Source organism: Mesorhizobium sp. WSM4848 (assembly GCF_055811375.1).
In genome coordinates this window covers 232,308-245,168 of the sequence record NZ_JBVVPX010000005.1, presented here as the reverse complement: position 1 = coordinate 245,168, position 12,861 = coordinate 232,308, and the positions used below count along the sequence as shown (strand labels likewise).

The window sequence follows — 12,861 nt, the reverse complement described above, 5'->3', positions numbered from 1 at the left end:
GTTCCTTCTCGATAGCCATGTGATGATTCTCTCCTTTCCATCATCATGGCCTCGCGCACAGAATTCCTGACAGTCCCTGGTGCTCGCCGCCGGGACGTCAGCTTCGCCTTGGTTCTCCAGCATCCGCTTGATCTTGCGCCCGCCCCATGCGTTGTCGCTGCGCGCACGAACCTCGAGGACCCTGGCTTCGGTCGCCACAGGCGTTTGGTGCGGACTACCTTGCGGCCGTCGCGACCGCTCGGTCAGCCCCTCCCAACCGCTCTGCCGGTAGCGCTCCAGCCACTTGTACCCGGTCGTCGGGCTGATGCCGAAACGTCGGCATAGCTCCCGAACGTTCGAGCCTTCAACCGAGGCAAGGGCAACAAAGTCTTGCTTCTGAGATATCACCGAAGCCTCGCTGAACGGCATCTACACCCCCGATTCGAACTATTCGGAAAGTGTCCACCATGTCCCCGCACAAGCGTCCACGATGTCCCCGGTCCATACACGCCCCACAGGGGGGGAGATTGGCAGCTTCGGCGCTGCGCTTCATCCTGCAACGTTGGAGATTGGCGAAAGCCGAGGTGACGGCCAATCTCCCCCCTCGTGGGGGAGATGTCCGGCAGGACAGAGGGGGCGCGAAGGAATGAGGCGCTTCTGGCAGCGCGCGGTTCGAAATCCGTATTTCAAGCCGATCAAGTAGGGACAGCCCAGACACAAAAGAGCCCGGCCAGATTTCGGCCGGGCTCTTTTTTGATTTGCCGCGCTCAGTGCAGGATCTGCGACAGGAACAGTTTTGTGCGCTCGTGGCGCGGATTGTCGAAGAACTCGGCTGGCGTGTTCTGCTCGACGATCTGGCCCTGATCCATGAAGATCACCCGGTTGGCGACCTTGCGGGCAAAGCCCATCTCGTGGGTGACGCAGAGCATTGTCATGCCCTCTTCGGCGAGGCCAACCATCGTCTCCAACACCTCCTTGATCATTTCCGGATCGAGCGCCGAGGTCGGCTCGTCGAACAGCATGATGCGCGGGTTCATGCATAGCGAGCGGGCGATGGCGACGCGCTGCTGCTGGCCACCGGAAAGCTGGCCGGGATATTTGTTGGCCTGTTCCGGGATCTTGACGCGCGTGAGGAAGTGCATGGCGATTTCCTCGGCCTGCTTCTTCGGCGTCTTGCGCACCCAGATCGGCGCCAGCGTGCAGTTTTCCAGGATGGTCAGATGCGGGAACAGGTTGAAGTGCTGGAACACCATGCCGACCTCGCGGCGCACCTCGTCGATCTTCTTGAGGTCGTTGGTCAATTCCTTGCCGTCGACGATGATCTTGCCCTTCTGATGCTCTTCCAGCCGGTTGATGCAGCGGATCATCGTCGATTTGCCGGAGCCCGAAGGGCCGCAAATGACGATACGCTCGCCGCGCATCACCTTCAGGTTGATGTCCTTCAGCACGTGGAATTCGCCGTACCATTTGTGCATGGCGATGATGTCTATGGCGACATCGGTGGTGGAAACCTGCATCTTGGCGGCATTGACCTTGATCTCTTCCGCGCTGACTGCATTTTCTGTGGTCATGGCAGGTTCCCTTTTTTGTTCTTAGCGCTTGTGGCCGGTGTCGAGCCGGCGTTCCGTGAACATCGAATAGCGCGACATGCCGAAACAGAACAGCCAGAAGACGAAGGCAGCGAACACCAGGCCGGACCTGGCCGTTTGCGGCGTTGCCCAGTTGGGGTCGGAAAAATTCTGTTTGACGACGCCGAGCAGGTCGAACATCGAGATGATTGAGACCAGGCTGGTGTCCTTGAACATGCCGATGAAGGTGTTGACGATGCCGGGAATGACCAGCTTCAGCGCCTGCGGCAGCACGATCAAGCCCATTTTCTGCCAGTAACCGAGGCCGAGCGAATCCGCACCCTCATACTGGCCCTTGGGGATAGCCTGCAGGCCGCCGCGCACCACTTCGGACATATAGGCAGCGGCAAACAGCGAGACACCGATCAGCGCGCGCAGGAACTTGTCGAAGCTGACGCCGGCCGGCAGGAACAGCGGCAGCATGACGCTGGCCATGAACAGGACGGTGATCAGCGGGATGCCGCGCACCGTTTCGATGAAGATGACGCACAGCATCTTGACGATCGGCATCTTCGATCGCCGGCCCAGCGCCAGCACGATGCCGAGCGGCAGCGACACGGCAATGCCGACGAAGGACAGGGTGAGCGTCACCAGAAGCCCGCCCCATAGCGAGGTTTCGACATGCGGCAGGCCGAACACGCCCCCAACCAGCAGGATGAAGGCAAAGATCGGCAGCGCGCCGAAGAACAAAATGGCGTTCAGCCCCTTGCGCGGCACCTTCGGGATGAGCAGCGGCACCAGAAGTGCCACGAACAGGATGGCGACCAGGATCGGCCGCCAGCGCTCATCGATCGGATAGCGGCCGAACATGAACTGGCCGAACTTGGCGTTGACGAAGGCCCAACAGGCGCCGGACCAGCCGTCCGGCTGGATGCCGCCCTGCGCCACGGTGGCACAGAAGGTGCGATCCGTGCCGATCCATTGGGCGTTGATGAAGGCCCAGCTGATCAGTTGCGGCAGGATCATCGCGACCAGCACGATGCCGATGATGGTCAGGATCGTGTCACCGGTCGAAGCAATCAGGTTCTTGCGTATCCAGGCGCCCAGGCCGCGCTCGCTTGACGGCGCCGACTGTGTCAGCGCCATTTCGACGCGGACGAAGGAAAGGTCGTGCTCTTGCATGTCGCTACCTCTCCACCAGCGCCATTCTGGCGTTGACCACGTTCATGACCACCGACGTCAACAGGCTGAGCGCGAGATAGACCACCATCATGATCAGCACGCACTCGATAGCCTGGCCGGTCTGGTTCAGCACCGTGCCGGTCGTCGCCGTCAGATCCGGGTAGCCGATGGCGATGGCGAGCGACGAGTTCTTGGTCAGGTTCAGATATTGGCTGGTCAGCGGCGGAATGACGATGCGCATGGCTTGCGGGATGACGACAAGCCGCAGGATCGATCCCGGCCGCAGCCCGAGCGCACCGGCTGCCTCGGTCTGCCCCTTACTGACGCCCATGATGCCGGCCCGCACGATTTCGGCGATGAAGGCCGCTGTATAGAAGGACAGCGCCAGGTAGAGCGACAGGAACTCCGGCTTGACCTGAAAGCCGCCAGTCAGGTTGAAGGTCGATTGCTTTGGATAATCGAAGCTCAGCGGGAAGCCGCTCAGCGCGTAGGCCAGCAACGGCAAGCCGATGATCAAAGCCGCCGATGTCCAGAACACAGGGAATTGCTGGCCGGTCGCCATCTGCCGCTGACGCGCCTTGCGGGCGACGAACCACGCCATGGCAATGCCGAGAAGCAAAGCGACCAGGATCAGCCAGGAGCCTTCGCCCCACACGGCGCGTGGAAAATAAAAGCCGCGTTGGTTGAGAAAGGAGCTGAACGGCAAATTGATGCTTTCACGCGGCGGCGGCAGCACCGAAAGCACGCCGGAATACCAGAAGAAGATGACCAGCAGTGGCGGGATGTTGCGAAAGACCTCGACATAGACCATGCAGATCTTGCGGATCAGCCAGTTGTGCGAAAGCCGGCCGACGCCGAGGATAAAGCCGATGATGGTGGCGGTGATGATGCCGGCGGCGGCAACGATGAGCGTGTTGATAAAGCCGACCAGAATGGCGCGGCCATAGGTCGAATCCGACGAATAGGCGATGGCGCTGTCACTGATGTCGAATCCGGCGCGGCTCCTGAGGAAGCCGAAGCCTGACGCAATGCGCAGGCGCGTCAGATTGTCGATGGTGTTTTGGACGAACCACCAGACCAACGCCACCAGCACGATGACGACCACCGCCTGGAAGAATATGCCGCGGACTTTCGGATCGTTGATGAAGGAACCGCGGCTTGGCTCCTCGCGAAGAATTTCCTGCGATGCCATTCGACCATCCCCTGGAAAGAGAAACCGGGAGGCAGACGATCTGCCTCCCGGATCACATTTCGATCAGCGGATCGGCGGAGAGTATTGCAGACCGCCCTTGGTCCACAACGCGTTGATGCCGCGCGCGATCTTCAGCGGGCTGCCCGACCCGACATTGCGTTCGAACATCTCGCCGTAATTGCCAACTGCCTTGACGATGTTGACGACCCAGTCGTTGGAGACGCCGAGATCGGTGCCGATCTTGGTGTCGGCCTCCTGGCCGAGCACGCGCTTGATCTCGGGATTGTCCGAGGTCTTCATCTCCTCGACATTGGCCTTGGTGATGCCGAGTTCCTCTGCCTGCAACAGCGCAAAATAGGTCCACTTGACGATGTGGTACCACTGGTCGTCGCCCTGGCGCACGGCCGGTCCAAGCGGTTCCTTGGAGATGATCTCGGGCAGCACGACGTGGTCGGCGGGCGAGCCCAACGTCAGCCGGATGCCGTAGAGACCCGATTGGTCGGTGGTGTAGACGTCGCAGCGACCGGCGTCATAGGCGGCGTCGACCTCTGACAGCTGTTCGAAGACGACCGGGCTGTACTCCATCTTGTTCGTCTTGAAGTAATCGGCGAGGTTGAGTTCGGTCGTGGTGCCGCTCTGCACGCAGACCGCCGCGCCCGAAAGCTGCAGCGCGGAATTCACGCCCGGCAGTTTCTTGGCGTTGATCATGAAGCCCTGGCCGTCATAGTAGGTGACACCTACGAAGTTCAGGCCAAGCGCCGTATCGCGGTTGATGGTCCAGGTGGTGTTGCGCGACAGGAGGTCGATCTCGCCTGACTGCAGTGCGGTGAAGCGTTCCTTGGCACTGAGCGGCGTGAACTTGACCTTGGTGCCATCGCCGAAAACGGCGGCCGCGACAGCGCGGCAGAAATCTGCATCGATGCCTTGCCAGTCGCCCTTGTCGTCCGGCGCCGAGAAGCCGGCCAGACCGGTCGAGACGCCGCATTGGATGAAGCCCTTGGCCTTGACGTCGTCGAGCGTGGCCGCCGACGCGGCCGAAGCCACCAATCCAAGCGCGGCGGCGCCCAGGATGCCGATTGCAATGTGTTTCATAACCCACAGACCCTTTTCTGTTTTTTTTCAGGCGAACCTGACTTTTTCCGTGTGAACGCAGCTTCCCGTTCCGGCCCATTCCCGGAACCCCGCATCGCAACCGACGCGCTGCCTCCCATTCACGAACTGCATCGAAGGCGATTATTCCAGTGAGGTCAAGGAAAATGACCGAAACCGAAAGAGTTTGAAAACCAATTGCCGCAAATGCCTGAATTGCAGCCAAACGCGCCGGGAAATTAGCCATGAGCGCGAACAAAGCCGGCAAGGCCCGGTCGACGCAAGTCGGGGCTGTGCCTTTGAAAATCCGCCTTCGGAACGCCACGTATTACAGGGTTGTCAGCGAATCAATTGGCATATCCGAAGTGCGCCGGCTGGCGGATGGCGGACGGTTGCGCGGCCAATGCCGCCGCACTATGGCTAGCGCTTCATCAGAGGCGAAGCGCAATGACAAAACACGGCAACGAAATGGGCATCAATACGCGGCTTGCCCATTCGGGCAACAATCCGCACGACTATTTCGGCTTCGTCAATCCGCCGGTCGTGCATGCCTCGACCGTGCTCTATCCCAACGCGGCGACGATGGCGGCGCGCAGCCAGAAATACACCTACGGCACGCGCGGCACGCCGACCACCGACGCCCTTGCCAGCGCCATCGACGGGCTGGAAGGCTCGGCCGGCACGATTGTGGTGCCCTCGGGCCTGGCGGCGGTGACGCTGCCGCTGCTCGCCTTCCTATCGGCGGGCGACCATGTCCTGATCGTCGATTCCGTCTATCACCCGACCCGCAATTTCGCCGACACGATGCTGAAACGGCTGGGCATCGAGGTCGAGTACTACGATCCGCATGTCGGCGCCGCTATTGCCGCGCTGATCAAGTCCAACACCAGGGTCGTGTTCACCGAATCGCCGGCCTCCAACACTTTCGAGGTGCAGGACATACCAGCTATTGCCAGCGCGGCACATGCCGCAGGCGCTATCGTCATGATGGACAACACCTGGGCGACGCCGCTCTACTTCCGACCGCTCGACCATGGTGTCGACATCTCGATCCATGCGGCGACGAAATACCCGGCCGGCCATTCCGACGTGCTGCTCGGCACCGCGTCGGCCAACAACGCCTGCTGGAAACAGCTTTGCGAGACCTTCTACACGATGGGCTGCTGCGCCGGGCCGGACGATGTCTATCAGGTGCTGCGCGGCCTGCGCACCATGGGCGTGCGCCTCGACCACCATCAGCGCAGCGCACTGGCCATCGCCGGCTGGCTCGAGGGCCAGCCGGGCGTGGCGCGCGTGCTGCATCCAGCGCTTGCCAGCCACCCCGATCACGATCTCTGGAAGCGCGACTTCTGCGGCTCGAGCGGCATCTTTTCAATCGTGCTCAAGGGCGGCGGCCAGAAACAGCAGCATGCTTTTCTCGACGCGCTCAGGATATTCGGCCTCGGCTATTCCTGGGGCGGCTATGAGAGCCTTGCGGTGCCGGTATTCCTTGGCGACCGCGTCGTCGCCAAGGGCCCTTATGACGGCCCGCTGTTGCGCCTGCAGATCGGGCTTGAGGACGTCGACGACCTCACGGCCGATCTGGTGCGCGGCCTCGCTGCGGCGGCGGCCGCTTGAAGGCTTGCGCCCGCGTCTCGATAAATCCAATTCGCCAACGCGGGTAATCTATTCGTAAACAAGAGAATTCCGCACATACATGCGCAAATGTCCCGGCGGACAATCTGTGCTAAAGTGACGCCTATGAAAGCCTGGCTGGAAGCGGCAAAGCGCCGGGCGCGCGATATCAAGCTTGATGTCGTCGCCCTGTGGTTCGCCGGGCGCGACCCTCGGGTGCCCTGGTTTGCGAAATTCGTTGCCGGAATGGTAGCCGCCTATGCGCTGTCCCCGATCGACCTGATCCCCGACTTCATTCCTGTGCTCGGCTATATCGACGACCTGATCATCGTTCCGCTCGGCGTAGTCCTGGCCATCAGGCTTGTTCCGCCGCCGCTGATGGCCGAACTCCGAGCGCGAGCTGCCGCGCTCGAAAAACACCCGCAAAGCAGGATGGGGATGTTCTTTATCGTGGCGCTCTGGCTGGCTTTGGCAGCTTTGCTGATCTGGGCGTTCTGGCCCACCCACGCCAAATAATGCGAACGGGCCGCCTGCACCTGAAACCGGCTTGCCTGCTGCTAAAACCCAAGTACCAGCCACGCCGTCCCGGCACTCAGATGACCAGCGTCATCGGCAGTCCGACCGTGAAAAACGCCCGGAAAGACAGCGTCTTTCCGGAGGCCCGCGCGTGCTCGGCGACAATCAGATTGGCCACCGAGCCCAGCAACGTGAAATTGCCTGCCAGCGCCGAACTCATCGCCACGACCAGCCAAGCGCGCTCGGGGTCTTCCAGGCCGGGTATGAACAGCCGCAGCGCCAGCACGGCCGGACATAGGCAAGCAGGGCCAGCGCGAGCCAGCGGAAGATGTTGCGTATGAGCGTGTAAGAGCGCCAAAGCTGGAGAGCAAAGATGAAGGAGTTGGCAATGAAGGAGTTGGTCTGCACATCTGCCGCAGCTACCGCGCTCCCGGCGGCATGGCCAAGTGCGCGTGCTTCTGGAAGATCGCAATCTTGTCGGTATAGGTAATCCGGATCTCGCGTCCGCATCCCTCGCACTTGTAATGTGAAACGACCTGAAACCAGCTGCCGTTCTTGACGACGGCGAAGTTGCACTGCGGGCATTGGAAAGTCAGGCCAACAGAGAATAGGCTGGGAGACAGGGACATTGCAGCACTTCTTGTTAGTCCGGCGTCTCGACGACGAAGGATGCGGCAATCAAATCGTCGGCATCGATTCTGCCCTTGCCGCCCTCCAGCACTGCTGCGACCTTTCGAAAGGTCTTCAGTTCGTTCTCGGTAATCCGGGCGCCGCGCATCCTCTCAGCGAGGTCAGCCACGCGCATTCGCAGCGCCTGCGACGCTCCAATCTCACGGTTCGACATGATGATCACATTCCTCTCGCTCGACGTCCCGCCGCACCTTTCGGCACGGCGGGCTGTCCTCCCAGTCGCTTAGCTCATTCGATGACTTTGATGATCTTGCGCGTGCCCGGGTCAACGACAACGGCCCGGTTGTCGACCACCACGTAACGGTATTCTGTGTTGGGGATTTCATGAAGTTCGACGGTTTCGGGCAAGGTTGAGCCGATATTGAGCTCCACTCCAGGGATTTTCACCGATGCTAGCGGCTGCTTTTTGACATATTCCCTGATGACGGTCTCCTGTTCAGGCTCGATGACTACGTCCTGAGCGGCAGCGGCGCCGATACCGGCCAGCAACAGAAACCCGGCGGCTGCAGTGGAAAGACGCATACTCATAAGTGCCTCCTATGTGAGCTCTATTGCGCTGAACGGCATCGTCTTCGCGCCAAGCACACCAAACCTCAGGCAGCCGCAAACGTTCCTTGGTTGGGCTTCGGTCTGATCCGAGACGGGACCTAAGTCTCACCAGTTTTCGCGTAATAGCCCGGATACTGCGCCACCCGGAACTGCGGCTGCTCGTAGCAGTTGCTAGCTGTGAGCTCACGCAAGGAGCCGATGGAAAATAGCGGCCACCAAGATTGGAATGGTCTAACGAACTGAGATCTGCGCAGCTACGTCCCTTCCTGCGCTGATAAGGACTACCCGCCATTCCTCAGTTTTGGCGGGTGGTCCACAATCACGGCTGGCCAAGCCCGCCCGGGCGAGGCCTGTCAACGGTTCAGGTCGAGAGGGCAGTGGTTGCATCGCTGTGATTCAGAGTCCCACTGTCCGATACGATCGAGGCTGAACATGCACGTCCGATAGCCTTGATCGTTTCGGCGGCACCCGTGCTGAAGTCCTGCGGGGATTCGACCGGGAAGCCCCCATCGCCCTTAACCGAACTGAAAACCAGCCCAGCAGCAAATACCGTGGAACCTTTCAAAGCCGCATGCCTTGTCCGTTCTTCATGGAAGGAGGTGCGAAATGAGCCTTGACATAGGAAAAGTTGCCATAGCCTTGCTTGGCCTGCTTGCCTACAAGAATAGGGATAGGATCGGCGAGTTAATCGCTGGCAGGGACTCGACAGATGCCAAAAACGCTGGCTCCCCCGGAGGGCTCGGCGACATCCTGGAGCGTCTCAGGAATGCGGGTGCGGGCGATCAAGTCGATTCCTGGGTTGGTACAGGATCGAATCGCCCCGTTCAGCGCGACCAAGTCGAGAAAGCGATCGACCCGCAAACGCTGAGCGATCTCGCGGAGCAAACCGGATTGTCCCGCGAGGAACTTCTCGACCGGCTCACAAGTGAACTGCCCGACGCAGTGGACAAGCTTACTCCCGACGGCCAGATGCCTGTGAGCAAAGGGCTCCTCGACGAGGCACCTGGAGCTAGTCGCACTTAGCACCAGGCTGAAAAATGAAAGCCCGCGCCTCCGGGCGAGAACACGGGCCGACCAGCACATCGCTGTTACCTATGTCTCCGGGCTGGACAAGAAAAATGCTGGCGATCCCGACAGGATTCGAACCTGTGACCATCGGCTTAGAAGGCCGGTGCTCTATCCAGCTGAGCTACGGGACCGCTGGCCGACCCCAAGGGCCGGCTAATTTATGCGCTGGGACGGCTGCCCGGCATTTGCCGGTCAATGCGTCCAGGGTGTCCTGCGGTCATAACGGAAATTCTCCGCATAGGAAATCTGGCGGCGCTTGGATTCCTTCGGCTCCTCGACGCGGTAGCCCAGCCCCTCTTTCTCCGCATAGGCCACCGCCTCTTCCCTTGTGTCGAAGGTGAGCCTGATCTGGCTCCGCATGTCACCCGACGTGGTGTAGCCCATCAGCGGATCGATCTTCTTGCGCATCTCGGGATCGAATTCCAGCACCCAGTGGCCGGTCTTGGCCTTGCCGGACTGCATCGCGGTTTTGGCTGGGCTGAAAATGCGCGCGGACATGAACACCTCGTTACTACGTGCAAGCGGCACCGCCGCTGTATTCCCGTCATTACTGCGCAATGCTGCCGGCGGCAAGGCCGAGCCTGCCGTACCCCATTCACGGCGGGCCACCGACGATGGAACCCTCTCGGCCGCGGACAGGACGATCGAGATCGCACCGGGCGTTTTCTTCCCGGCGGGGACGTATAACGGCAGCGTGCCGCTGGACAGCAACCTGGGTGCCTGAGGCGGCGCTGCCGCGAAACCGTTGCGCCGGCCGGCATTTCCCACTCCGCTCTCGACCCGGGCCGCCGTTTGTTCCGTTTTCGTGTTTTAGGGGTTGCGCAGCCAAGCCCGGAACCCTATACGCCGCCAAGGACTCGGAGTGTAGCGCAGCCTGGTAGCGCATCTGGTTTGGGACCAGAGGGTCGGGAGTTCGAATCTCTCCACTCCGACCATCCATTCACCGGAAATCATGGGCCGTGCTGCCGGCGCAGCTGCGCCGGACAGCATCTGCGACTGACGAAGCACCCAAGCGACCGACGAGGAGCCCGGATTTCCGAGCCGGCCCGCCTGAAGCTTGCGAAGCGTCAGCCCTGGATAAACGCCAGGAGATCCGGATTGATGATCTCCGGGTGGGTTGTGCACATGCCGTGCGGCAGGCCCTTGTAGACCTTGAGCGTGCCGTGCCTCACGAGTTCGGCGGCAAGCAGGGCTGAGTCGGCAATCGGCACGATCTGGTCGTCGTCGCCGTGCATGATCAGGACAGGCACGTCGATCTTCCTCAGGTCTTCCGTGAAGTCGGTCTCGGAAAAAGCCTTGATACAGTCGTAGTGAGCCTTGGCTCCGCCCATCATGCCCTGGCGCCACCAATTGTCGACGGCTCCTTGCGAGACCGTGGCGCCCTCGCGATTGAAGCCATAGAACGGGCCGGCCGGCACATCCCTGTAGAACTGGGCGCGGTTGGCGACCAAAGCGGCACGGAAGCCGTCGAAGACCTCGATCGGCAGGCCGCCGGGGTTGTTGTCGGTCTTGAGCATTATCGGCGGGACCGCGCCGATCAGCACCGCCTTGGCGACGCGTCCTTCGCCACCGTAGCGGGCCACGTAACGCGCCACCTCGCCGCCGCCGGTCGAATGGCCGATATGGACGGCGTTCTTGAGATCAAGATGCGCGACCAGAGCCGCGACATCGGCGGCATAGGTGTCCATCTCGTTGCCGGTCGCGGTCTGTGTCGAGCGGCCGTGCCCGCGCCGGTCATGCGCGATGACGCGAAAGCCCTTGTCGAGGAAGAACAGCATCTGGTTGTCCCAGTCGTCGGCGCTCAGCGGCCAGCCGTGATGGAACACGATTGGCTGGCCTGTGCCCCAATCCTTGTAGAAAATCCCGGTGCCGTCCCTGGTGGTGAATGTGCTCATCGTCGTGCTCCTTGCTGCAGTTGGCTGGATTGGTGGGGAAGGTTCGTTCCTTCTGTGGACAAGCTATTGCAACGGAGTCAAGGTGAGAATTGGCAAAACAGACATTGAACGTGGCAAAACTGACAGGTGATTGTGCTGTCTGATCGGGTTGAAATTGGGCTTGTGGTGTATCCCGGTGTTCAGCAAGCGGCAGTTCTCGGTCTCACCGACCTGTTCCAACTGGCCAACCGGCTGGCTGCCGACCGGTCGCCGGACGCGCTGAGGCTTCGCGTCAGCCATTGGCAGTGGCAGGAGGCGAGCCAAACCGTCATCCGCAGCTTCGACAGCGAGCCCGGCCCCGACAATGGACCTACCATGGTCATCTTGCCTCCGACCCTGGGTGATCCGATCGCTCGCGAGACGGCTGCGCCCTATGCCGACTGGCTCAGGGCTCGTCATGCGGCGGGCGCTACGCTCGGCTCGGTCTGCGCCGGCGCCTTCGTGCTTGCCGAGACCGGCCTGCTGTCGGGTCGTGCGGCGACCACGCACTGGGCCTATCGCGACGCGCTGGCGATACGCTTTCCCGACATCGCACTGGATGCCGACAGACTGGTCATCGACGACGGCGACATCATCACCGCCGGCGGCTATATGGCCTGGACCGACCTTGGCCTGAAACTCGTCGACCGGGTGCTTGGGCCGACCGTCATGATGGACACCGCCCGTTTCATGCTGGTCGACCCGCCGGGACGCGAGCAACGCTTCTACAGCCCCTTTGCTCCCAGGCTGAACCATGGCGACGAGGCCATCCTCAAGGTGCAGCACTGGCTCCAGGCGAGAGGCGCGCGCGATGTGACGCTTGCCACCATGGCGGAGCATGCGGCCTTGGAGGAGCGGACTTTTTTGCGCCGCTTTCGCAACGCCACCGGCCTCAAGCCGACCGAGTATTGCCAGCACCTGCGCGTCGGCAAGGCGCGTGAGATGCTGCAATCGACGACCCGATCCATCGACCAGATCGCCTGGGACGTCGGCTATGACGATCCCGGCTCCTTCCGCAAAGTTTTCGCCAGGATAACCGGCCTGGCGCCGGGCGATTACCGCAGGCGCTTTGGCGCGGAGCGAGAGGCGGTGGCGGGTGAAGGGAGCTGAGCCGTGACCCAACTCCCCTGCCGTGCTTGCCCGGGTCGACCGCCGCTGGCGGATGCGTGTGATCTACGATGCCACGATCAACAGCAGATGGTGTTGAGGAAGCCCAAGCCGCTGTGGCTGTCGCTGAGCCAATGACTGACCGATCAATCACCAGTTGCGACGAGTGCGGCAGCACTTGTTTCGTCGAAAGCAGCGCAATGGCCAGCCTTTGTGCTGAATGCGCGTTTCATCTCTATGGATATCCCGCCTGCGAACATCAGATCAAAAACGGGCGGTGCACAGCCTGCGGGTGGGACGACTCTCGGTCAAAATATATCGCCGCCATTATTTCGAGGGAGAGCTCGTAGGTGGTGCTCCGACCCCGTACCCTTTGTCCGTGGCGCAGAGTCTG

General features: G+C 61.4%; 14 protein-coding genes, 2 tRNA genes and 1 pseudogene. 6 read left to right on the top strand and 11 right to left on the bottom strand.

Annotated features, from left to right (window positions below):
- From AC0L16_RS08030 to AC0L16_RS08010, 5 genes are all read right to left on the bottom strand, one after another.
- The coding region (locus AC0L16_RS08030; protein WP_473620020.1) for a helix-turn-helix domain-containing protein at nt 1-408 on the bottom strand (408 nt) is incomplete at its 3' end.
- Between the two features lie 338 nt (nt 409-746).
- Nucleotides 747-1,550: an amino acid ABC transporter ATP-binding protein gene (locus tag AC0L16_RS08025; protein ID WP_473620019.1), complete on the bottom strand. Its 804-nt coding sequence runs from the start codon at nt 1,548-1,550 to the stop codon at nt 747-749.
- Between the two features lie 21 nt (nt 1,551-1,571).
- On the bottom strand, nt 1,572-2,729 hold the full coding sequence (locus tag AC0L16_RS08020) for an amino acid ABC transporter permease (protein ID WP_473620018.1): 1,158 nt from the start codon (nt 2,727-2,729) through the stop codon (nt 1,572-1,574).
- Nucleotides 2,730-2,733: 4 nt separating this feature from the next.
- Entirely contained in the window at nt 2,734-3,921 is a 1,188-nt protein-coding gene (locus AC0L16_RS08015; protein WP_473620016.1) for an amino acid ABC transporter permease, read from the bottom strand.
- A 63-nt stretch (nt 3,922-3,984) separates the two neighbouring features.
- Entirely contained in the window at nt 3,985-5,013 is a 1,029-nt protein-coding gene (locus AC0L16_RS08010) for an amino acid ABC transporter substrate-binding protein (RefSeq protein ID WP_473620015.1), read from the bottom strand.
- A gap of 444 nt (nt 5,014-5,457) precedes the next feature.
- On the opposite strand from AC0L16_RS08010, the gene AC0L16_RS08005 reads away from it, so the two are divergent.
- Nucleotides 5,458-6,627 carry a cystathionine beta-lyase gene (locus AC0L16_RS08005; RefSeq protein ID WP_473620014.1) on the top strand — a complete coding sequence of 390 codons (1,170 nt, stop codon included), beginning with the start codon at nt 5,458-5,460 and terminating at the stop codon, nt 6,625-6,627.
- A gap of 123 nt (nt 6,628-6,750) precedes the next feature.
- Complete coding sequence (locus tag AC0L16_RS08000; protein WP_473620012.1) at nt 6,751-7,140, top strand: YkvA family protein; 390 nt, start codon at nt 6,751-6,753, stop codon at nt 7,138-7,140.
- 41 nt (nt 7,141-7,181) lie between these two features.
- Here AC0L16_RS08000 and AC0L16_RS07995 read toward each other — a convergent pair.
- The 3 genes and pseudogenes from AC0L16_RS07995 to AC0L16_RS07985 all read right to left on the bottom strand — a co-directional run.
- Nucleotides 7,182-7,432: pseudogene (locus tag AC0L16_RS07995) on the bottom strand (anion transporter); the annotation flags it as partial.
- A 351-nt stretch (nt 7,433-7,783) separates the two neighbouring features.
- On the bottom strand, nt 7,784-7,984 hold the full coding sequence (locus AC0L16_RS07990; protein WP_473620011.1) for a hypothetical protein: 201 nt from the start codon (nt 7,982-7,984) through the stop codon (nt 7,784-7,786).
- A gap of 74 nt (nt 7,985-8,058) precedes the next feature.
- The gene (locus tag AC0L16_RS07985; protein WP_473620010.1) at nt 8,059-8,358 is read right to left on the bottom strand and encodes a DUF1236 domain-containing protein; all 300 of its coding nucleotides are present in this window, start codon (nt 8,356-8,358) and stop codon (nt 8,059-8,061) included.
- Between the two features lie 627 nt (nt 8,359-8,985).
- Here AC0L16_RS07985 and AC0L16_RS07980 point away from each other — a divergent pair.
- The gene (locus AC0L16_RS07980; protein ID WP_473620009.1) at nt 8,986-9,402 is read left to right on the top strand and encodes a YidB family protein; all 417 of its coding nucleotides are present in this window, start codon (nt 8,986-8,988) and stop codon (nt 9,400-9,402) included.
- 99 nt (nt 9,403-9,501) lie between these two features.
- Here the strand turns inward: AC0L16_RS07980 and AC0L16_RS07975 are convergent.
- Both AC0L16_RS07975 and AC0L16_RS07970 read right to left on the bottom strand, forming a co-directional pair.
- A tRNA-Arg gene (locus AC0L16_RS07975) sits at nt 9,502-9,578 on the bottom strand.
- 61 nt (nt 9,579-9,639) lie between these two features.
- A complete protein-coding gene (locus AC0L16_RS07970) occupies nt 9,640-9,945 on the bottom strand; it encodes an ETC complex I subunit (protein WP_473620007.1) in 306 nt (101 codons plus the stop codon).
- Between AC0L16_RS07970 and AC0L16_RS07965 the strand changes: the two genes are divergently transcribed.
- Both AC0L16_RS07965 and AC0L16_RS07960 read left to right on the top strand, forming a co-directional pair.
- Nucleotides 9,944-10,171 (top strand): hypothetical protein, encoded by a 228-nt coding sequence (locus AC0L16_RS07965; RefSeq protein WP_473620006.1) that lies wholly within the window; start codon nt 9,944-9,946, stop codon nt 10,169-10,171. The two genes, AC0L16_RS07970 and AC0L16_RS07965, sit on opposite strands and share 2 nt — an antisense overlap.
- A 134-nt stretch (nt 10,172-10,305) precedes the next feature.
- A tRNA-Pro gene (locus tag AC0L16_RS07960) sits at nt 10,306-10,382 on the top strand.
- 132 nt (nt 10,383-10,514) lie between these two features.
- Here AC0L16_RS07960 and AC0L16_RS07955 read toward each other — a convergent pair.
- A complete protein-coding gene (locus AC0L16_RS07955; RefSeq protein ID WP_473620005.1) occupies nt 10,515-11,342 on the bottom strand; it encodes an alpha/beta fold hydrolase in 828 nt (275 codons plus the stop codon).
- A 165-nt stretch (nt 11,343-11,507) separates the two neighbouring features.
- Here AC0L16_RS07955 and AC0L16_RS07950 point away from each other — a divergent pair, with 165 nt between their 5' ends.
- Nucleotides 11,508-12,470, top strand: a complete 963-nt coding sequence (locus AC0L16_RS07950; RefSeq protein WP_473620004.1) for a GlxA family transcriptional regulator — start codon at nt 11,508-11,510, stop codon at nt 12,468-12,470.
- Nucleotides 12,471-12,861: the final 391 nt, after the last annotated feature.